We start from the raw sequence: 19086 nt of genomic DNA, 5'->3' as shown, positions 1-19086 counted from the left end.
ACTACCCAGAGCCCCGGAGCGTCCCGCCGACAGTTGCCCGGTCTGTTGCCCGGACTGTTTATTGCCTTCGAGGGCGGAGACGGCGCCGGCAAGTCCACGCAGGCCGCTGAACTCGCCAAAGCCTTGGAATCCCGCGGCTTCACAGTGCTGCGGACCCGGGAACCGGGCGGCACGGCGATCGGCGAGAAGCTGCGTTCCCTTGTGCTGGATCACGGCCACGGCCACATCGATGCCCATACCGAGGCCCTGATTTTCGCGGCATCCCGGGCCGCGCACGCGAGCCAGGTCATCCGGCCCGCCCTGGAACGCGGCGAGATCGTCCTCACGGACCGGTACATCGACTCCTCGGTCGCATACCAGGGCGCCGGCCGAGGCCTCGGAACGCAGGCGGTCCGGGACATCAACGCCTGGGCAACATCGGACCTGCAGCCGGACCTGACCGTACTCCTCGACGTCGAACCCGCCGTTGGCCGGCAACGGCGCACCGCTGGCGAGGCCGCCGAAGACCGCCTCGAGTCCGAAGCCGACGAATTCCACGCCAAGATCCGGACGGCCTTCCTGGACCTTGCCTCGGCCCGGCCCGAGGCGTATCTGGTGCTGCCCGCCCGCCTGCCCGTCGCCGAACTCGCCGCCCGGATCCTCGAGCGCGTCGAATCCCTGCTGGCCGTCACCCAAAGCAGCACAGCATGACAGTCTGGGACGACCTCCAGGGCCAGGACGCCGTCGTGGCCCAACTGCGCCAGGCGGCCCAGAACGAAGGGCTCACGCACGCGTGGCTTTTCACCGGCCCGCCCGGCTCCGGCCGTTCCAACGCCGCGAAGGCGTTCGCCGCGGCCTTGAACTGCGACCAGGAGGACGTCAGCCTGCGCGGCTGCGGCGAATGCCCGGCGTGCCTGACCATCCTCGGAGAAACCCACTCCGACGTCGCGTTCGTGCGCACGGAGAAGGTCACCATCACCATCGATGAGGCCCGCGAGCTCGTATCCACCGCAGGGAACCGGCCGTCGTCGGGCCGGTGGCGGATCATCGTGGTGGAGGACGCGGACCGGATGGCCGAGCGGACCACCAACGTGCTGCTCAAGGCCATCGAGGAACCCACGCCCCGCACCGTCTGGATGCTCTGCGCGCCCTCCCCCGCCGATGTCCTCGTGACCATCCGCTCCCGCTGCCGCCCGGTCGCGTTGCGGCTTCCGCCCGCTGCCGCCGTCGCGGCCCTACTGGTCAAACGCGACGGCGTGGACCCGGCGGTTGCCGAGCGTGCCGCCCGCGCGGCGCAAAGCCACGTCGGGATCGCCCGCCGCCTGGCCCGGGACCCAGAGGCCCGGGAGCGCCGGCTCGAGACGGTGCGGTTCCCGCTGTCCCTTCGCGGCGTCACGGCGGCGGTCATGATGGCCGAGAAACTGGTCAAGATCGCCACCGAGGAAGCCAACAGCTCCAACGACGAACGCGACGCCGCCGAGAAAACCGCGCTCCTGGCCACCCTCGGAGCCCCCGAAAGCGGCACACTGCCGCCGGCCATGCGGAGCCAGGTCAAGCAGCTCGAGGACGACCAGAAGCGCCGCGCCAAGCGTTCCGTCACCGATTCCCTTGACCGCACCCTGACGGACCTGTTGTCCTTTTACCGGGATGTCCTGATCATCCAGATGGGGAACGCTGTGGAACTCGTCAACGTTGAACTCAGAAGCGAGCTCGAAGACTTCGCCTCACGTTCCACCGCCGAAGTGACCCTTGCCCGCATGGACGCCATCAACAAGGCCCGCACGCGAATCACCACCACCAACGTGGCCCCGCTGCTGACGATCGAGTCCATGGCTTCCAGCCTTATTTGACGGTCCCTGCCGCTCAAACGATCATCTTCGCTTTCGTTCCTAGCCTCCAAGGAGAACCGCATGAAGCCTGCTCGACCCCAGCCCGCTAGATCCCGATCCCTGGCGATCGGCATGCGGGCCGTCGGCGCTGTGGCCCTGGTCCTCACGCTGGCCTCGTGCACCCTTTTCGGCGGCGGGGGCGAGAGCGGGTCCAGCGCACCGACCTCCGGGGCAGCGGGGCAGGCGGACCCGTCGATAGTGGCGGCGGCGCCGGCCGAACTGCGCAGCTACTATTCCCAGCAGGTCGACTGGAAACCGTGTGAGGGCAGCTTCGAGTGTGCCAAGATCAAGGTCCCGCTGGATTACAGCAAGCCGGACGGCGAGCGCATCGAGCTGGCCGTCATCAAGCTCGCCACGACAGGCGACAAGAAGGGCACTCTGATGGTCAATCCGGGCGGCCCGGGCGGCTCGGGGTACGACTTCGTCAGGGACGCGGCCAACACCAACATTTCGGACAAGGTCCGGTCCGCCTACGACGTCGTGGGCTTCGACCCCCGCGGCGTGAAGCGCTCGGCCCCGGTCACGTGCCTGACGGACAAGGAACGCGACGCGTCCCGCGCCAAGACCTACGCCCTGGACACCGACGCCGGACTGGACGAGGCTCTGGCCGACAACAAGGCCATCGCCGCCAAGTGCGTGGAGAAAACCGGGCCGGCGCTGGCCCACATCGACACCGTCAGCGCCGCGAAGGACCTCGACATCCTGCGCGGGGTGGCAAACGACTCAAAGCTGAACTACCTCGGTTACTCCTACGGGACCCTGCTGGGCTCCACCTATGCGTCGCTGTTTCCGGACAATGTGGGCCGGTTGGTCCTCGACGGCGCCATGGACCCGTCGCTGAGCAACGAGGAACTGACCCGCGACCAGGCCGTGGCCTTCGACAAGGCCCTCCACGCCTATGTCGCCAAGTGCCAGCAGACGTCCGGATGCCCCCTCACGGGAAGCACAGAGGAGGGCGTCCAGCAGATCCACAACGCCATCAGCGCGGCCGAGGCGAACCCGCTGCCGGCGAAGGACGGACGGAAGGTCTCGGGCTCCACGTTTGTCAGCGGCCTCATCATCCCGCTCTATAACGATGACAACTGGCCGATCCTTACGCGTGCGCTCGCCACCGCCCTGGCCGGCGACGGCACGGGCATGTTGCAGCTGGCCGACTTCGGCGCCGACCGCGATCCCAGCGGCACCTACACGTCAAACAGCACCTTCGCCTTCAACGCCATCAACTGCCTGGATTACCCGATGGTGTCCGACACCGCGTCCATGCGGGCCGAGGACCAGAAGCTGCGCCAGCTGTCGCCCACCCTGGGCTACTACTTCGCTTATGGCGGCAGCAACTGCAAGGACTGGCCGTACAAGAACGTCCGGACCCCTGCCCCGGTCGAATACAAGGGCTCGGCCCCGATTGTCGTAGTTGGAACCACCGGCGACCCGGCTACGCCCGTGGAATGGGCGAGTTCCCTGCGCAAGCAGCTTGGGAACGCCTCGCTGCTGACTTGGAAGGGTGAGGGCCACACTGCGTACGGCCGTTCCAACAGCTGCATCGGCAACGCGGTCGATGACTACCTGGTGGACGGAAAGGCCCCGGCGGACAACACCGTCTGCTAGGTCCGCGACGGGGCCGCATGGCGGCTTCGGTCGCTCATTTTGACCCGGACGCCGGGACTCTATTACAGTTGTCTCTTGCATGATCCGACCGGTTCGCCGGGCATTCATGTGGCTGCTTCCTTAGCTCAGTTGGTAGAGCGTCTCACTCGTAATGAGAAGGTCGCCAGTTCGATTCTGGCAGGAAGCTCGGGAAGAACCCCCGGAAATCAATGATTTCCGGGGGTTCTGTCGTTTTGCTTGACAGCGGGGTGCACTTATGCTTTCCCACCATTTTGATCGGTTACCGGCATGTCCGTACTTTTGTCGTCACCTTGCCCGGGCACCGTACCGGCCTCCCGAGTCGAGGACTCATAATCGTGAGGTCGGGAGATCGAGCCTCACTACCGCCCCAGGCGACACCCCCGGAATCTTTGAGATTCCGGGTTTTCTGTACGGCGTAAGGCAGGTTTACCGAGAGTCGTCTCTTGAATTCCCCCTGGCAGCCTCCGCGTTCTCTGCGGAGTGACTGTTTAATGGATGTTTCTGGTTTGGCTCGACGCCCGGCCACGACTGCCGTTAGCCCGTCAACAGCCTTATCTGCCCCTTTGCGCCTGCCGCAGCCTTTTGGCGGTACAAGAACACCCGAATAACCGGAAGAAGGGCTTTCAGATGACCCCCAGTGGGCGGGAGGGGATTCGATGCCCTCGATCCTTGGCGCGGCTCGATTCGCTACCAGCGCCAGTCGGTGCTTCTGGCAGCGGTCCGACGTGGAACCTCCGTCTGAAAACGAAAAATTACTGGATCGCCGAGAACATTGCCCGCGGAAGCTTCAACGATGACGAAGCCGCCGCGGATGGGAGAGGTTGCACCCGTACCGCCGCCACGGCGCGGGAGAGAATGTCACCCAGGGGAGGACGGGCGATTAGGCGGGTCAAGGGTGCTGCCAATCAACTCCTTGTCTGCTGGACTGCCACCGCGGGGCCTGATCCAGAATGCGTCGAGGAACAACCAGCTCGAAACCATCACCGACGACGTCATCGAAGCCGCCGCGAGCATCCTCGTCGTCCGCAATAAGCGACAAAGAGCGATCACAAAACACCGCCACTTAGCGGCGAACTCCACAGGATAGGCCGGCTTGGAGGGTCAGAACTCGACTTCGATATCGAAGTTGGTCATTAGGATTGAAGGGGTTCTGATCGTCAGATTGGGTTAGGCCGATCTGACGATCAGATCCACACGGAGTGTCCCAGACCGGCTGCCCAAGCGGCAGGGCGTCGTGACTGTCGTAGCAGCCAGTAAGACCCGGGGAAGTGCGGTGACGGTCGCTTTCTGATTAGACGCGGGTAACCGTTAGTGTGACGCAAGGGCAGGCGTCTGCATAGCGGACCAGCGCTGCCTTCTCTGTGCTGTCGACGCGCAGACCCCAGCGGATCTTCACCGCCACCAACTGGCCGATTTGCGCGCAGCGGTACTTCGGCGGCATCCACGTCGACTCCTGCACCTCCATCGAAGCAGCGTTCGCTGACTGGTCGCTGCAACCTGGCTCCGGGACTGAAAGGATCCCGTGCCCAAGGTCGAAGCGTCGAGGGACTGACCAGAGTCTCCTAGCGGGCTTTGTCTTCGTAAAGCTGGAACAGCACGGCAAGCCGGTCTTCGTCTATGGCAAGTCACTTTCTGCCAGCAAGTACTTCGTCCATCACTCGGTCTAAGACCGAGTGAGCTTTGATGAGGGGGACGGCCATCATATTTGGCTCGTACATTGAAGCCAACGACCGACCAGGGCTCAGTTCGCGAGCCTCCAGAACGACCTTTCCAGCTGAAATTGATTCGTCGCACCGCGTCTCGGAGAGCGCCGGCATTGGGAATGTGTTCCTTACGCCGAGCTTGGAGAACCTGAGGTCACTTTGATCTTCCCGCCGACGGTGCGCTGCCACGCACTGAACGCGAGGGGTGAAATCACCGCGAATAGAAGGCCGTCAGGGTCGTCTGCTAGGAAGTTCGCGTCTCCGGCTACTACCGCCGGTAGAAGAAGCCCTGCAATGAAGTATTTCCGAGTGGCACCTACATGGCGCGGTATGCCGAGGTATTCCGTTCTGGCTGCGAGATTTGACGGAACAGGCGCGCCGTGCCGGCGGCTTCCCTGGTGGATGCGGCCTTGCTCGCCTCGCGGCATGCCACATTCATTGCAAGGAAGCTGAACTGTACCAATTCGTGCATCAGAAATGGCCCGGTAGATGTCTGAGGTGGGGTACATCACAATCTTAATGTGTGGATCCCGCACAGTTGGAGGGCGTTAAAACAGGCGTGATACAGTCGGCCGGGCACCTAGCCGATGACTCGGGCACGCAGAATCCGCCACACCGAAGTGGCCGTGGTTCCAAATTCATAACAAGGGGGACGGTAAATGACGGTAGGGCAAATACAGGCGTATCGGGTGCTTGTACCGCGTGTCGGAAATTCAACTCCCGTGGCCTTGAGGGTCGAGCGGGCACTTGATTTGGGCGGATACGTTTTCGTTTCAGGCTGGCGGGGACTTGACGTGAAAGTGTCACTGAACGCCGACGGTGCGCCGCTCCGGACGGATACGCTCTACAAGCGGCGCGAGGACGTTGCCTCGAAACTCGAGCTGGCGGACGGCGGTAATCTGGGATTCGTGCTCCTCGCCCCCTATCGGCCCGATGCTCCGCTGGCTCTGGAGATAGAGGGTCAGGAGTCCGAGCCTTTCGTCCTGAGCGTTTCACCGATCGAGCCGGACAAGAGCGGGTCACTGCCATTGACGGCGGCTGAGCGCCTCGAACTGAGTGCGTACTTACCCCTCTATAGTGACGCCTGGGCAGCCGTGATCTCCGACGTCCCCGGAATGCCCGGAGGGCATGGAAAGGCGCTGGCCCATTTCGAGTTCGTGAAGGCGGCCAGCCGCACCGGTGGCGCCGTCGCCTCCGGCTGGCTGATGACGGTCGGCGATGTCCGCGCGGTATGGATTCAAAGTAGTTCGAACGCCGTCTTCGATCTGACTCCGGCAATCCGGCGGGAGCGAAAGGACGTCCTCGACGTCCACGGGTCAGCCTTTCCGACGTCCTCTCAACAGCCCGGTTTCGTTCAATATCTGCCGAACGTCGGCCCGAACGAAATCTTGCGTATGCGTGTCCTGCTCCCCGAAGGCGTCGCAGACATCGCCGAGACAACCGTCGGACACTTCCCGGATGACCCCGCCCTGGCCGCGGAGCAGATCTTCAGCCAGAGCCAGCCGGCGGTGCACCTATTCGGCGAGTACGTGAGCTGCGTCGCAGCCCCGGTACTTGAGGGCCTGGTTGCCGAGGATCGAAAAACCTGGGAACGGCTCTCCACCCGGGTCCGCACGCAGGGGACTCTCCCCGGATCCCCTGTTGTCTCCATTATCGTGCCACTCTACGGTCGTATTGATTTCGTCGAGCACCAGCTTATTGAGTTCGCGAAAGATGAGTGGATTCTGGATAATGCTGAAATTGTGTATGTAATCGACGATCCTTCGATCATGGATCAATTCATAACTTTGGCGCCCCAGCTCTACGCGGCCTACCGCGTGCCATTTCGATACCTATGGGGTGAAAAGAACCGCGGTTATTCCGGCGCCAATAACCTCGGCGCACAACACTCGACCGGGAGCTTTCTGTTGTTCCTCAATAGCGACGCTTTCCCCCAGGGTGAGGGCTGGCTTGACGAGTTGGTCGCAACGCTCGACGCCCGGCCGGACGCCGGCGCCGTAGCACCACGCCTTGTTTTTGCGGACGGATCCATACAGCATGCCGGAATGACCTTCAGATATCGGGGCGACTTGGACATCTGGACCAATCATCATCCACATATGGGCCTGGATCCGTCGTTGGACCCGGCCGGGGACACGATCGTCGAGGTGCCGGCCGCTACAGGGGCATGTCTCCTCGTTCGGCGTGGTGATTTCGAAAGCGCGGGAGGATGGGATACCGGTTACCTGATTGGCGACTTCGAGGATTCCGACCTCTGCCTCAAACTACGGGAAAGCGGAATGAAAATTTTGTACAACCCACTTGTCCAGTTGACCCACCTGGAGCGTCAATCATTTGCCTTACTCGGCAAGTCGGACTTTAAATTTCGGGTTGTCATCTACAATGCCATGCGGCACCAGCTGCGCTGGGAGCGTTTTTTCAAGGAGCAAGCCAGTGTCCACTAAAGTCCGCGACCGCATTCTCGTTATGGCGCACGCCCATCCCGACTTCAGTCTCGGCGGCGGTGAAATCGCGGCCTACAACATGTTCAAGGCATACCGCCAGGAGGACCAGGTCGAAGATGCCTGGTTCCTCGGGCGCGTGGACCGCGGCCGCGGCGCGACCGGCATCATTGGAAAGCGCAGGGATCATGAATACATCTGGGAGCAGGGCGTAGCTGACTGGACGATGAAATCCGCAAACCGGGACGCGGTCTATACCTGGTTCGCCGATCTAGTCCGGGCGCTACGGCCGACCATCGTGCACGCGCATCATTACGTCCACCTCGGGTTTGACTTCCTCCGGGTAATTAAACAGATCGACCCTGCGATCCGCATCTACCTCACGCTACACGAGTATATTGCGATATGCGCCAACAACGGCCAGATGATTAAAACGGACGGCCGCCTTTGCTCCCGGGAGTCCATCGATGAATGCCGGCTGTGTTTTCCGCACCGATCCATTGAAGATTTCTGGTTGCGGAAGCATTTTTTTAAGAGCCACTTCGACCTGGTGGACGGTTTTGTGTCCCCTTCCGAATTTCTCCGCGGCCGCTACGTAGAGTGGGGCATCCCCGAAGAGAAGATCGTCGTCATTGAAAATGGCCAGGCGGACGAGGAAACGATACCTCCGCGGCCGCTGCTGGAAGGCGGAACCCGAAACCGTTTCGGCTACTTCGGCCAGATCAATCCGCAAAAAGGCCTTGCGGTGCTGCTCACGGCACTGCACAACATGCCCGTTAAGGAACGCAGGAAACTGGTACTGGAAGTACACGGCGCGAACCTCGAGAACCAGACGGAGGATTTCCGGGACAAAATCGAAGCGCTTCGAGCGCCGCTGATCGAGGAAGGTGTGGTCCGCTGGGCAGGCTCCTACCAGCCTCATGAACTTCGCTCACGAATGGCCGGTGTCGACTGGGTCGTTGTTCCCTCGACTTGGTGGGAGAACTCGCCCATGGTTATCCAGGAAGCCCTTACCTGCGGTCGCCCTTTGCTGGTCTCGGATATCGGCGGCATGGCGGAGAAGGTCCAAAACGGTGTCACGGGGGTCCACGTCCAAGCGGGTAATTCTTTAGCATGGCGCGAGACACTTTCGAGACTGGGTGGTTCTGTACACGAATGGGACACCCTCAGAGAAAGCATAATAAAGCCGGGCACACATGCTGAATGCGCAGACCTGCACCTTCAGGAATTCAACCGATGGGAAACAAGATGACATTCGATAAAGTTGGCCTGATTGATAACCTCCAGAACCCGAATAATCTTGTCCTGGATGAAGCCTACGAAGCCGGCACTGAGCGTTACATGGCTGCCATGGGCGGCAATACCGGAAACCTGGCCTTCGTGTACGGGACACGCAAGAGCATTAAGACGGAATTGACTCGCGTTGGCTGGGGATGGGAGAGGGGAAGAGTCCGGGACCGCGCTGGCGTTTTGGTAATTACGTGCGCCAACCAAATCGGAGCGCATGCCGACCTTGGCGGCTGGGCCGACGCCATTGGACGTTTCGATCTTCCGGTGATACTGGTCGGACTGGGCGCCCAGACCACCAACTACGAAGCCGAGGTGGAAGTCCCCGAGGGCACACGGCGCTTCCTCCGGGAGGTAGCGGCGCGTAGGCCAGGCACCGGAGCAAATATTGCCGTGCGCGGTGAGTTCACCCAAAACGTCCTGTCCTCTTTAGGCGTCGACTCCGAGCCGATCGGATGCCCTTCCTTGTTCATCTCAAGTGACCCTGCCCTCGGCGAATCGATTGTCGAGCGCTCAGCGCTGGGACCAGCCGAGCGCATCGCAGTCGCGTCGGGAAATCCATTCCACCCAGAGAACCGCAAGGTCGAAGCAAAGATGGTGCAGCTCTGCAACGACTACCAAGGGGCCTACATCACTCAGCATCCCGAGGCGATGGTTGCCCTTGCACTCCGTGGGACGATCGAAGACGAATCAAAGCTCTCGTCTATAGCCCAGTCGATGGGATTTGACAGCACCTCCGCATGTGAGGCCTGGTTCCGCCGGAATGCCTATTCGTTCCATGAAACACAGACATGGATGCATTTCCTCCGCCACTACGATGCCGCGATCGGGGCCCGGTACCACGGCGTGGCTCTGGGCGTGCAGGCCGGCATTCCCGGACTGGTGGTCCATATCGACAACCGCACTCAGGAACTGGCACGAACGACAGGAATACCCTCCGTTTCGGTTAGCTCGGTCGGCGACATGTCACTGGAAGAACTGAGGCACGCAGCCCGCTGGGACACCGAGCAGGGTCAACAATTCGACGCGAATCGAAGCACACGCGCGGCCTGGATGAAAGACTTCCTGGCATGCAACGGGATCACTCCGTCTGAGCAGTTGGGGAATCTGGCGTCCCGAGAGGTCCTGGTACCTTGAGGAAAAATGCCCTGTTGATGGGGATCGCCCCGTCGGTCCCTACGGCCGCGCACATGGACGCCACTGGCCTCAATGCTGCAGTCGGTCACAATGTCGGAAATCTTGCGTTCGTCCATGCCATTGACCAGCAGCTGGGCGGAGGGCTCACACGGTTCCGCCGCCTTCATCAGCCGCAAGGTATCAATAACGCCTCTGAACCCATTGCCGTGCTGCCCTGCGCGAACCATCTCTCTTCCAGGCTGGATATGGCTGGCGAAGCTGAACACTTCGCGCAGATCAAGAAACCCATGGTAGCGATTGGTCTTGGCGCTCAGGCCGGAATCAGCATGTCAGAGCTCCCCGATCTTCCGGACGGGTCGGTGAAATGGCTTCGCGATCTGGCTGAAAGGGCGCCTTCGGATGCGCCTAATATTTCAGTGCGAGGCGAGTTCACGCTCCGCGTCCTTGAGAAGTACGGTTTCGGATCGAGCGGCGTTGCTCTCGGTTGTCCAACCCTTTTCCTAAGTCCGCAAAAGGACCTGGGAAGGCAAATCGGACGCGCCTTTGATCGACCGATCCGCCGAGTTGCCGTGGCCGCCGGGCACTACAAGTGGAAGCACATGCGGGACACGGAGCGGTCGCTCGCGAGGTTGGTCGAGCAGACAGGCGGGGCATACATTCTCCAAAGTCCTCTGGAAATGCTGCAGGCGCACCGTGGCGAGTGGGACAAACTAAGCGAAGACACACGACGCGACATGGCTGATATGTCCAATGGCTCCGAGGCAGACATTGTCGAATGGTACCGGCGTTACTCCGCGGCATTCTTTGATATTCCAGCCTGGATGAACTACCTGCGGTCGTTCGACTTCGTCATCGGGCCACGCATACATGGGGTGATGCTTGGACTCCAGGCCGGTGTCCCGGGCGTGTGCATCGCCCACGACTCCCGCACTGCCGAACTTTGCGAGACAATGTCGGTACCTTATGTACTGCACTCCAAGGTCCGTTCCGGCGTGGCGTTGGACGATTTAAAGAGGATGTTCGTTTTCGACGATGTAGCGTTCGACGCTCGTCGTAAAGAGCTCCTAAACCGCTACCGAGATTTTCTCGGCGCCAATGGCCTGACCCTGAACTCTCCGTTATTAGTTGAAAATTGAATCAGTGTCGCGTTCTTTCGATGCCCCAAGGTGAGTGACTCAAAGCGAACTAATTCTCGAAAGGGATGAACCTCCGCCGCTGGTGCGGCAGTCATCCGGAGCGAACGGCGCGACGCCTCCGCATCAGGCAAAAGGACTGCCAACCGGAATCCAATACGAAAGTAGGGCTTGTCAGGCTGCGGTGACAGGGGTGATGGGGCCCTTCGCATTTAGGTATGGTGGATCTTCACGGTTCGTGGGGAACGGGATTCCCGGATGAGTGTCATGCCGCCGTCCGGACGGCACTTCTCATGAGAACAACCGATTTGTAATTGGCAGGGTTCCGGTAGCCGCGGGCGGTGCGTTTGATGTCCTTGATCCCGGAGTTGTTAGCCTCGACCTTGCCTGTCGTAGCGCCGGTGACGATGAGGACTTCGATCTCGTTCCACCACCTGCACACAGTGCGATAGAGCTTGTTCGTTTCCGGCCGTCCGGCAGCATCCACGAGCACCTTGAGGTCCTCTTTCGCGGCGGCGGCATCGGCCAGGGAGTTGGTGCGAAGCAGCATCCGCAGCTGTTCCTTGACCAAATTGCCAGCAAGACGTCCGTCGGACAGCTATATGAGGACTGGATCAAAAGGGTGTCAACTGTCGGCGCTACCGGCCGAAAACCAGCAAGTCCGAAGACCGTGGACAACTACCGGCGATTCTTCGAAAACTACGTTGCACCCCGCTGACGGCCGTGACCTACGACGACACCGCAGAATGGATCACGTCACTCGTGGGCCGCGACGGGCAGCCTGCCGGCACGACGACCCGCCGCGAAGTCGGACTGCTTCGGCAGGCTGATGGGGTTCGCAGTGAAGCGGCGCTTGCTCCCCGCCAACCCTACGAAGAACCCAGTCGGGGGCACCGACTATATTCCCGCCCCCAGAAGATGCGGGAACACGTTTACCTTTCCATGCCGCAGCTCGTTTACCTGGCCGTCGCCGCCGGTGAATATTCACTCTTCATCATGCTCGCCGGCACGGGCGGTCTGCGGTGGAGAGAAGTCACGGCCCTCACAGCCGACGACGTACAGCTCGGCGACCGGCCAACGATGTCCGTGTCAAAGGCCTACGTCGAAGTCGGCGGAAAACTGCTGCTTGGGCCGACCAAAGGCGGGGACAACCGCGTCGTTCCGCTCCCCCGCCTTATCGGGGACCGGCTTGCCCCGGTGGTGGCCGAGCGGGCTCCCGGAGAACGGCTGTTCAGCGGAAGCCGCGGCTCTGCACTCAGAAACAACACGTGGACCCGCCGCCACTACGGCCCCGCGATTGCCGCCGTCGCGGCGACCGACCCCACGTTCCCACGCCCCACCTTCCACGACCTGCGGCACACCGCCGTGAGTCTCGCCATCAGCGCCGGGGTCAACGTCAAGGTCGTGCAACGGATCGCCGGCCATGCGTCGGCAACAATGACACTGGACACCTATGCCGGTCTTTTCGACGACGATCTGCACGGCAGCGCGGACCGCCTGAACCGCGCGCTGACCGGGCTCGGCTGGACGTAGGAGGTCACTTTTCCGTCACCTCGCCACTGATTTTGCGTGAATATATGGGACAAAACACTCCCACTCGTAATGAGAAGGTCGCCAGTTCGATTCTGGCAGGAAGCTCGGGAAGAACCCCGTACCACCGCTGACTCAGCGGGGATACGGGGTTTTTTATTGTTTTCGGCGAGATTGCCGTGTGAGGTTAGGGCACACCTATGGCACACTTTGACGTCGCACGTCGGCGCAGCGGCGCTAATCTGCCGGGGCAACTCCCGCCCAATCGACCGCTTCTTCCATGGGAGCCATAATTACCGCACGGCTATAAGTCCGGGCGGGATCGTTGAAGATTGGGGCCGCCGCGTTTGGTACTTCAAGAGGTCAGACACCAGGTGGCGCCCTTTGCCCACGGCGTATGCCTTCGAGGTCTGAGGTCCGATCAGGCAGGCGGACCATCCGCCGGCAGGGAACTCGCCAGTTCATAGGGCGTCCCGGGGAACAGCAGATCCGCCAGCATCGCGCACAGCGCTGTCGGGATGAGGAAGAGACCCGCCAGATGGGCGTAGAGCCCGTCCGGCATCTCCACCGAAAGCCCTCCCACGACCACCGCTGGCAGCGCCGTCAATACCGACACCCCGGGTGGCCTCCCCCTTAGCCTCGCCCACACAGCACATGCCGCGAACGCCACGGATCCGAGAAAGACCAGGCCGTGCCCCGCCGCCTCCGTCGGTGAACGGACGATGAAACTGAACGACGCCGCCAGCCCGCACGCCGTCAGCACGGCGGCAAGCAGGACCAGCAGCGCCCACGCCCCATCGGCCCAGCGGATAGAGACCCTCATGGGCTGATGGTACCTCGCCCCAGAAACCGACGGCGATGGAGACCACTCCTGCGGAAATCCGCAGCGCCGGCTTCGCCGTTGAAGTCCGTGGTTGAAGATACGATGCAGTCAAACACCTCCCCGGTGTCCCGGGTTGAGCGCGTTGGCACTGACCGTTTTGGGGGAACACAGTGAAGCGTAGGACATGGATCATCCTTGCGGCGGTGTTGGTCGTTGGCGCCGTCGCGCTATTTCTTACCCGGTCCGCGGAAGACAGGGTCACCGCCGACGTAGTCTCCCGTTCCCAGCGGTTCGTCATTCCCGCGGACTGGAAGTTGGAGGACAGTGTGGTGCGGCGGGAGATGTTTCTGTGCATGTCAACCAACCCGTGCCCCAGCATCGCCAAGCGCTGGGACGCCGGCAAAAGCCTCTCCGTCGACGACTTGAAAGCCGTGAGCTCCGCAGCCGGTTTTACCATGAACATCGAGGGCACCTGCACCAGGCGGCCGACCGTCGGCGGTACAACGACAGTCTGCAGCTCCTCGGGAACTGACGGGGAGTACGACTACAAGTTCAACGTGTCCAGCCCGGACAAAAACGATCAAACGAACTTCGTGGTCCTCCTGGTCGAACCGCACCGCTGACCGCTCCGGAAAAGGGATGCCCGTTTTGTCTAGTCAGCGGATAAAAGCGCAGGCAGCCTGAGACCATTCGGGCCGCAACCGGCCTTGAGCCGTCGCTGGGTGCGCCTTTCGGTGCGGGGGGCTTCGCTTTTGCCGCGCGGGCGCCTTCGCTACTTGCAAGTGGTGAGGATCCCGGCGATGGCGTCGTGCTCGGGACGGGTCATCCACAACTTGTACTTGGCCTTCACAGCCGTCTGGCGGGCGACGTATTCGCACCGGAACGCCTTGTTGGCTGGGAGCCAGGCATCGGCCGAGGAATCTGACTTCTGCTGATTCGCGGGGCCGTCGGCGGCCATCAGGTTCAGCGGATCGTTGGCGAGCTGGAGGCGCTGGCCCGCGCTGATCTGCTGGGCGCCGGTCTGCCAGGCCAGGGACAGAGGGATGATGTGGTCAATCTGGACGTCGGCGGAATTCTCGCCGCGGGTGAAGCTGATGGTCTTCCCGGTGTATTTGTCGGCAAGTTTGCCGGAGGCGATGACGCAATCCCTGGTGCCCGGCTTGGTCGTCACATCGGTGAGGTCACGGCGGAGCATGTCGTTGCGCGTGTCGCAGCCGTTGTGGTCAACATCGGACCAGGCGGGACCGAACTGTCCGCGGCTGTAACCGGTCTTCGGGGCCTTGCCCTTCACCGGAATGGACGCCAGCTGGGCTACGGCCGCGGCCGCCTCGCCCGGGTGCGCGGAACCACTGGCGGGAGCTTGGGACGCCGCTGCGCTGTGCACGGCGTCTGCGACTTTGGCGCCAACGTGGGCTGCGGCATCACAGCCGGCGAGGGAGCCTGCGAGAAGCAATCCGGCAAGGACGGTCAGGGACTTAGTGGCGGCGGAGCGGGAGATGTTCATGCCAATCATGAGTGCGGCGAAAATGATCAGATTACCCGCACTCCGTTCCGCGACCGCGGAGGCCGGAGCATGGAGTCGCTCACGTGCAGCTGCGGCCGCGGCCCTAGGGTGAAGTAACTGTGGACGTCGAGATACTTCACCGTGGGCGGTGCTGGTACGCCGAACGTCCTTGCGCCGACGGCTACCTCAAGGTGAGCACCGGGTTGACCGGAGCCTTCAGCGAATCCACCTGCAGGCCCACGGACAGTTTCTGGCCGGCGGCCACCTTGGTGGCCCAGTCCGAGCCGCTGCAGGTTACCGACACCTTGGGGAGGACCATGCACGTGATGCCCCAGGAGTTGGCCACCCGGGTGACGTTTGGATCGGGCCAGCTCACGCTCCAACCGGTAGCCGCCCGGAGGCCGGTGACCTCAATATTGGCCACGTAGCCGCCGGTCCACGAGCTGCCGAGTTTCCAGACCGCGCTGATCGGCCCGCCCGACGTCGGCACGGGCGACGCGGTCGGCGACGGCGTGGGGGTCGGCGTCACAGTGGCAGTCGGCGACGGCGTGGGGGTCGCCGTCGCCGTAGCGGTCGCCGTCGGCGTGGCGGTCGCAGTCGGCGTGGCGGTCGCAGTGGCAGTCGGCGACGGGGACGGCGTCGCGGTGACGGTCGGCGACGGGGACGGCGTCACGGTCGGCGTCGGCGTGCCCGTCAGGATGGGCGCGAGCGCGGCCAGTTTGGCGGCCTCCGGAGTGCGCCAGTCCGCCTGGACAAGGCCGCCGGTGATGCCGCTGTTCGGGTTGAACGACCAATACGCGAAGCTCATGGAATTGGTCCCCAGGTAGGAGACGATCTTCTCCATCCACTGCTTGTCCGAGGTGGTTTGCAGCGCGGTCCCGAACTCCCCGAGCAGAACCGGGGCGATGCCCTGCTTCTGGATGTAACCCCAGTTGGCATCCCACACGGCCGGCAGGTTGTTGGGGTAGCTGGGGTCGCTGAACCACCTCTGCGCAAACAGCGACGCCGGGTAGTCGTGCGGGGAATAGACCACCCGGTTGGGCGTGGCCAGGGTGACCGGCTTGTTCTTGACGTCGGCCAGGCCGCCACCCCACCAGGTGGACGTTCCGTTGCCCTGGTTCTCGATGCCCTCAACGATGATCAGCAGGTTGGGGTTGGAGGCCAAGACCGCGTTGCCGCCGCGGGTGGCCGCAGCCTGCCAGTCGGTGGCGGCGGCGCCGCCCCACGTCGCGGCCCCGGCGGGCTCGTTGTGAAGGTCGGCGCCGATGACGGTGGGATCGTTCTTGTAGCGGGCGGCGAGCATTTTCCAGTCAGCAATCCACCTCGACTCAGGGTAGGCGGAGGTGTACCAGAGCGGGGACTGGTCGGCAGAGGACGGCCGGTGCCGGTCCAGGATGATCTGCAGGCCGTTGGCCTTCGCGCGGGCGATCACCGTGTCCATCAGGACCAGGGGCGTCTTGCCCTCCAGCGCGTAGGCGCGGTTGGCCCAGTAGTTCAGGTTGCCCTTGATGGATGTCGCGGCCAGGCACTCGTTGGAGAACGGCAGGCGGACGGTGTTGAATCCCATCGATTTGATGTTGGCCAAGGCCTCGTCGATGGTCAGGGTCCCCCAGAGCCCGTGCGGCATGCAGTCGGGGGTTTCCATGCCGAACCAGGACGCGGCCTTGATGGTGTGCGGTGCGTTGTTCGAGTCCAGGATCCTGCCGCCAGAGGTGTGCAGCCAGCCGGTGGGCGGCGGCGTTGTGGCGGCAGTGGCCAGGGGAAGCGAGGCCGCGGCGACGCCGGTGAGGGCAAGTCCGGCAGCCACAGCGATGCCCAGAAGTGTGGCAGTCACGCTCGGGCGCCTTCCCCCGGCGTGGAGTGGCGGATTCGAAAACGGTTTCACAGTTCCTCCGTGAGAGTGGCGTGCGGGTGCGGCCTGGTATTGGTGCGGCTCTTGGCGCGTGGGGCGGCACCGAGGATGAAGGCCCCTTCCGGCTGGTGCCGGCGGGTGCCGTCCGAACTCATGGGTGTGTTGCCTTTCAGTCCGTCAATGTGGGTCCCCCCGTCCCGCACAATGCGGATCGGCTCTCAAAAAGTACCAAGCTGCCGCCAAGAAAGAACCCCTTTGGCCAATATTTCCTTCTGCGCATCGACGCGCCCACAGGTCCCTGACCTGCGTATTGTCTTTTTCCGGGCCGTCCGTCAGCCTTAGGGAATGGAACGGCCCGGGCGCAGGCGGCCAGCCCGCCAGCAACTCCCGGCGCCGCCGCCCGGAGTCCAAACCGAGAATTGGCGGCACCGGCTGTGGGGCCCGGTTGTCGGCTTCGGCCTGGTCAGCCTCGCCGCGGACATGGTGTCCGACGGCGCCCGCCCGCTGGGTGGTCCCCTGCTGGCCCAGCTCGGTGCGTCCGCGCTTTTCGTCGGCCTCGTGACCGGCGCCGCGGAGGCCGCGTCCCAGGGGCTCCGGCTGGTGTTCGGCCCCTGGGCGGACCGCACCGGGAAGTACTGGACTTTCACGATGGCCGGCTATGTGCTCACAGCGGTGTGCATCCCGCTGCTCGCGTTGACGCCTTTCGCCGGGACCGCCGGGATCGCCCTGGCGGCCGTGCTCATCATCGGGGACAGGGTTGGCAAAGCCGTCCGCAGCCCGGCGAAAACCGTGCTGCTCGCCGCCGTCGCCGGGCCGGTTGGCCGGGGCCGTGGCTTCGCCGTCCACAAGTCCCTCGATCTGGCCGGGGCGCTTTTGGGCCCGCTGCTCGTCTCGGCGGTACTCGTTGCCACCGGCTCACTGCCGGCAGCCTTTGCGGTGCTTGTCATTCCGGCGGCGGCGGCGGTGGCGATTCTCGTTTGGCTGCGTCGCCGCGTCCGGGATCCCGGCGCGGACAAGCCCGCGCCCGACGCCTCCGGCGTGCCGGAGCCGTCCCGCGGGAAGCCCGCCGGGCGGCCGCCGTCGGCGTTCTCCGGCGTCTTCATCTTGTTCGCCGTGGCCGCATTCTTCTGGAGCGCCGGACTGGTGGCCTTCGGCGTCATCTCCTATCACCTGACGACCGACGTGGCGGTTCCCGTCTCGGTGGTTCCGCTGCTGTACGCCGGCGCCATGGGGACCGCCGCCGTCGGGGCTCTCGCCAGTGGCGTCATTTACGACCACACCGGGGCGGCCGTGCTCCTGGCGCTGCCCGTGCTGATTATGGCGGTGCCGGTGCTGGCCCTGGCACCGAGCGCCGGGCTCGTGTTCGCTGGCGTCCTGGTCTGGGGTGCCGCCACGGGCATCCAGGACTCCACGGTCAAGGCGCTGGTCGCCGATCTGGTGCCCCAGCCCCGGCAGGGCACGGCGTACGGGGTGTTCGCGGCGTTCGAGGGCGCCGGCGCGTTGGCCGGCGGGGCCCTGTACGGGTCACTCTACGGCGCACAGCCGGCGCTCATCGCCGCCGTGGCCGCACTCCAGGCGACGGCCCTTGTCCTGCTGTTCGTCACGCTGCACCGGGTCCGGCACGCGTCACCTGGCCACGGGCCCGCGGATGGGCGGAGCTAACGCGCCCAGACCGAGGCCGCGCCGGAATGTCCCGTGATGATGCTCTGGTAGATGAAGAAGGCCCCCGCCAGGGCGCCGGCAACCAGGACCACTCCCCGGACAATCCGGTTGCTCCGAAGTCCGCCGAGGAACGCCAAGCGCCGGCCAAAGGGCTCGTAGGTGACTATCAACATTGCCGCGACCAGGATGAAAAAGATCACGGAAACCACTTTGAGCACGTCACCCTGCTGGGCGTGCTCGTGGGCCAGCGCCGACGCCGGACGGATTTTCTCCAACTGCTCCCCCGCCTGTGCGGTCAGGAGTGTCACTGGCACCAGCCCCAGTGACAACACGCCCAGGGGCCAGGCCAGGTAAGCCCACCAGCGCCGTGCCACGGCATAAATGATGGCACCAAGACCTGCGATCGGCGCAAGGACCACTACGGCGTGGACGAGCAGGACATGGGCCGGGAGCCCACCAATTTCGATCACGTGAATCTCCTCCAGAACGTGACGGCACCGGGTCTGATGACGGGGCCGCC

The 19086-nt window shown here is 63.4% G+C and carries 19 protein-coding genes and 1 tRNA gene; 11 read left to right on the top strand and 9 right to left on the bottom strand.

Annotation, left to right across the window (positions count from 1 at the left end):
* Nucleotides 1–33: 33 nt before the first annotated feature.
* The 4 genes from tmk to AC1DXI_RS14525 all read left to right on the top strand — a co-directional run bounded on the left by tmk (nt 34) and on the right by AC1DXI_RS14525 (nt 3660).
* The gene (gene tmk, locus AC1DXI_RS14540) at nt 34–690 is read left to right on the top strand and encodes a dTMP kinase (RefSeq protein ID WP_476939239.1); all 657 of its coding nucleotides are present in this window, start codon (nt 34–36) and stop codon (nt 688–690) included.
* Entirely contained in the window at nt 687–1829 is a 1143-nt protein-coding gene (locus AC1DXI_RS14535; protein WP_476939230.1) for a DNA polymerase III subunit delta', read from the top strand. Before tmk ends, AC1DXI_RS14535 begins: the two co-directional genes overlap by 4 nt.
* A 60-nt stretch (nt 1830–1889) precedes the next feature.
* Nucleotides 1890–3473, top strand: a complete 1584-nt coding sequence (locus tag AC1DXI_RS14530; protein WP_476939229.1) for an alpha/beta hydrolase — start codon at nt 1890–1892, stop codon at nt 3471–3473.
* A 114-nt stretch (nt 3474–3587) separates the two neighbouring features.
* Nucleotides 3588–3660 (top strand) — tRNA-Thr (locus tag AC1DXI_RS14525).
* A gap of 1125 nt (nt 3661–4785) precedes the next feature.
* Here AC1DXI_RS14525 and AC1DXI_RS14520 read toward each other — a convergent pair.
* The 3 genes from AC1DXI_RS14520 to AC1DXI_RS14510 all read right to left on the bottom strand — a co-directional run bounded on the left by AC1DXI_RS14520 (nt 4786) and on the right by AC1DXI_RS14510 (nt 5625).
* Nucleotides 4786–4959 (bottom strand): hypothetical protein, encoded by a 174-nt coding sequence (locus AC1DXI_RS14520; protein ID WP_476939228.1) that lies wholly within the window; start codon nt 4957–4959, stop codon nt 4786–4788.
* A 160-nt stretch (nt 4960–5119) separates the two neighbouring features.
* The gene (locus AC1DXI_RS14515; protein WP_476939227.1) at nt 5120–5311 is read right to left on the bottom strand and encodes a type IIL restriction-modification enzyme MmeI; all 192 of its coding nucleotides are present in this window, start codon (nt 5309–5311) and stop codon (nt 5120–5122) included.
* Nucleotides 5312–5325: 14 nt separating this feature from the next.
* Nucleotides 5326–5625 (bottom strand): type IIL restriction-modification enzyme MmeI, encoded by a 300-nt coding sequence (locus AC1DXI_RS14510; protein ID WP_476939238.1) that lies wholly within the window; start codon nt 5623–5625, stop codon nt 5326–5328.
* A 231-nt stretch (nt 5626–5856) separates the two neighbouring features.
* Here AC1DXI_RS14510 and AC1DXI_RS14505 point away from each other — a divergent pair, with 231 nt between their 5' ends.
* From AC1DXI_RS14505 to AC1DXI_RS14490, 4 genes are read left to right on the top strand one after another with little or no spacing between them, the layout of a single operon-like run.
* On the top strand, nt 5857–7641 hold the full coding sequence (locus AC1DXI_RS14505; RefSeq protein ID WP_476939226.1) for a glycosyltransferase family 2 protein: 1785 nt from the start codon (nt 5857–5859) through the stop codon (nt 7639–7641).
* Complete coding sequence (locus AC1DXI_RS14500) at nt 7631–8890, top strand: glycosyltransferase (RefSeq protein ID WP_476939225.1); 1260 nt, start codon at nt 7631–7633, stop codon at nt 8888–8890. The genes AC1DXI_RS14505 and AC1DXI_RS14500 overlap by 11 nt, the downstream gene beginning before the upstream one ends.
* Nucleotides 8887–10062, top strand: a complete 1176-nt coding sequence (locus tag AC1DXI_RS14495) for a polysaccharide pyruvyl transferase family protein (protein ID WP_476939224.1) — start codon at nt 8887–8889, stop codon at nt 10060–10062. Before AC1DXI_RS14500 ends, AC1DXI_RS14495 begins: the two co-directional genes overlap by 4 nt.
* Before the next feature lie 53 nt (nt 10063–10115).
* Nucleotides 10116–11198: a polysaccharide pyruvyl transferase family protein gene (locus AC1DXI_RS14490; RefSeq protein WP_476939223.1), complete on the top strand. Its 1083-nt coding sequence runs from the start codon at nt 10116–10118 to the stop codon at nt 11196–11198.
* A 262-nt stretch (nt 11199–11460) separates the two neighbouring features.
* Here the strand turns inward: AC1DXI_RS14490 and AC1DXI_RS14485 are convergent, their stop codons facing one another.
* On the bottom strand, nt 11461–11766 hold the full coding sequence (locus AC1DXI_RS14485; protein ID WP_476939222.1) for a transposase: 306 nt from the start codon (nt 11764–11766) through the stop codon (nt 11461–11463).
* A 371-nt stretch (nt 11767–12137) separates the two neighbouring features.
* Here AC1DXI_RS14485 and AC1DXI_RS14480 point away from each other — a divergent pair, with 371 nt between their 5' ends.
* Nucleotides 12138–12728, top strand: a complete 591-nt coding sequence (locus AC1DXI_RS14480) for a site-specific integrase (protein WP_476939221.1) — start codon at nt 12138–12140, stop codon at nt 12726–12728.
* 418 nt (nt 12729–13146) lie between these two features.
* On the opposite strand, the gene AC1DXI_RS14475 is transcribed toward AC1DXI_RS14480, so the two are convergent.
* On the bottom strand, nt 13147–13548 hold the full coding sequence (locus AC1DXI_RS14475; RefSeq protein WP_476939220.1) for a hypothetical protein: 402 nt from the start codon (nt 13546–13548) through the stop codon (nt 13147–13149).
* A 353-nt stretch (nt 13549–13901) separates the two neighbouring features.
* Here AC1DXI_RS14475 and AC1DXI_RS14470 point away from each other — a divergent pair, with 353 nt between their 5' ends.
* Nucleotides 13902–14171 carry a hypothetical protein gene (locus tag AC1DXI_RS14470; RefSeq protein ID WP_476939219.1) on the top strand — a complete coding sequence of 90 codons (270 nt, stop codon included), beginning with the start codon at nt 13902–13904 and terminating at the stop codon, nt 14169–14171.
* Nucleotides 14172–14320: 149 nt separating this feature from the next.
* Here AC1DXI_RS14470 and AC1DXI_RS14465 read toward each other — a convergent pair whose 3' ends face one another.
* From AC1DXI_RS14465 to AC1DXI_RS14455, 3 genes are all read right to left on the bottom strand, one after another.
* Nucleotides 14321–15061, bottom strand: coding sequence for an HNH endonuclease family protein (locus AC1DXI_RS14465; protein WP_476939218.1), 741 nt, complete (start codon nt 15059–15061; stop codon nt 14321–14323).
* A gap of 172 nt (nt 15062–15233) precedes the next feature.
* Nucleotides 15234–16886, bottom strand: coding sequence for a cellulase family glycosylhydrolase (locus tag AC1DXI_RS14460; protein ID WP_476939217.1), 1653 nt, complete (start codon nt 16884–16886; stop codon nt 15234–15236).
* A gap of 47 nt (nt 16887–16933) precedes the next feature.
* Nucleotides 16934–17059, bottom strand: coding sequence for a hypothetical protein (locus AC1DXI_RS14455; RefSeq protein ID WP_476939216.1), 126 nt, complete (start codon nt 17057–17059; stop codon nt 16934–16936).
* 190 nt (nt 17060–17249) lie between these two features.
* On the opposite strand from AC1DXI_RS14455, the gene AC1DXI_RS14450 reads away from it, so the two are divergent.
* Entirely contained in the window at nt 17250–18566 is a 1317-nt protein-coding gene (locus tag AC1DXI_RS14450; RefSeq protein WP_476939215.1) for an MFS transporter, read from the top strand.
* Here the strand turns inward: AC1DXI_RS14450 and AC1DXI_RS14445 are convergent.
* Nucleotides 18563–19036 (bottom strand): hypothetical protein, encoded by a 474-nt coding sequence (locus AC1DXI_RS14445; RefSeq protein WP_370118097.1) that lies wholly within the window; start codon nt 19034–19036, stop codon nt 18563–18565. The genes AC1DXI_RS14450 and AC1DXI_RS14445 overlap by 4 nt on opposite strands.
* Nucleotides 19037–19086 lie beyond the last annotated feature (50 nt).

It is taken from the genome of Arthrobacter sp. P1_H7, from assembly GCF_056405215.1.
Note: the sequence above shows the minus strand (reverse complement) of the source record. Positions and strands in the feature narration are given on the sequence as shown.

Coding starts and splice junctions, on each gene's coding strand:
- AC1DXI_RS14475 (WP_476939220.1), bottom strand. CDS start 13,548: ATGAGGGTCTCTATCCGCTGGGCCGATGGGGCGTGGGCGCTGCTGGTC.
- AC1DXI_RS14505 (WP_476939226.1), top strand. CDS start 5,857: ATGACGGTAGGGCAAATACAGGCGTATCGGGTGCTTGTACCGCGTGTC.
- AC1DXI_RS14520 (WP_476939228.1), bottom strand. CDS start 4,959: ATGGAGGTGCAGGAGTCGACGTGGATGCCGCCGAAGTACCGCTGCGCG.
- AC1DXI_RS14465 (WP_476939218.1), bottom strand. CDS start 15,061: ATGATTGGCATGAACATCTCCCGCTCCGCCGCCACTAAGTCCCTGACC.
- AC1DXI_RS14455 (WP_476939216.1), bottom strand. CDS start 17,059: ATGAGTTCGGACGGCACCCGCCGGCACCAGCCGGAAGGGGCCTTCATC.
- AC1DXI_RS14480 (WP_476939221.1), top strand. CDS start 12,138: ATGCCGCAGCTCGTTTACCTGGCCGTCGCCGCCGGTGAATATTCACTC.
- AC1DXI_RS14530 (WP_476939229.1), top strand. CDS start 1,890: ATGAAGCCTGCTCGACCCCAGCCCGCTAGATCCCGATCCCTGGCGATC.
- AC1DXI_RS14510 (WP_476939238.1), bottom strand. CDS start 5,625: ATGCCGCGAGGCGAGCAAGGCCGCATCCACCAGGGAAGCCGCCGGCAC.
- AC1DXI_RS14450 (WP_476939215.1), top strand. CDS start 17,250: ATGGAACGGCCCGGGCGCAGGCGGCCAGCCCGCCAGCAACTCCCGGCG.
- AC1DXI_RS14515 (WP_476939227.1), bottom strand. CDS start 5,311: ATGCCGGCGCTCTCCGAGACGCGGTGCGACGAATCAATTTCAGCTGGA.
- AC1DXI_RS14470 (WP_476939219.1), top strand. CDS start 13,902: ATGTCAACCAACCCGTGCCCCAGCATCGCCAAGCGCTGGGACGCCGGC.
- AC1DXI_RS14535 (WP_476939230.1), top strand. CDS start 687: ATGACAGTCTGGGACGACCTCCAGGGCCAGGACGCCGTCGTGGCCCAA.
- AC1DXI_RS14495 (WP_476939224.1), top strand. CDS start 8,887: ATGACATTCGATAAAGTTGGCCTGATTGATAACCTCCAGAACCCGAAT.
- AC1DXI_RS14490 (WP_476939223.1), top strand. CDS start 10,116: ATGGACGCCACTGGCCTCAATGCTGCAGTCGGTCACAATGTCGGAAAT.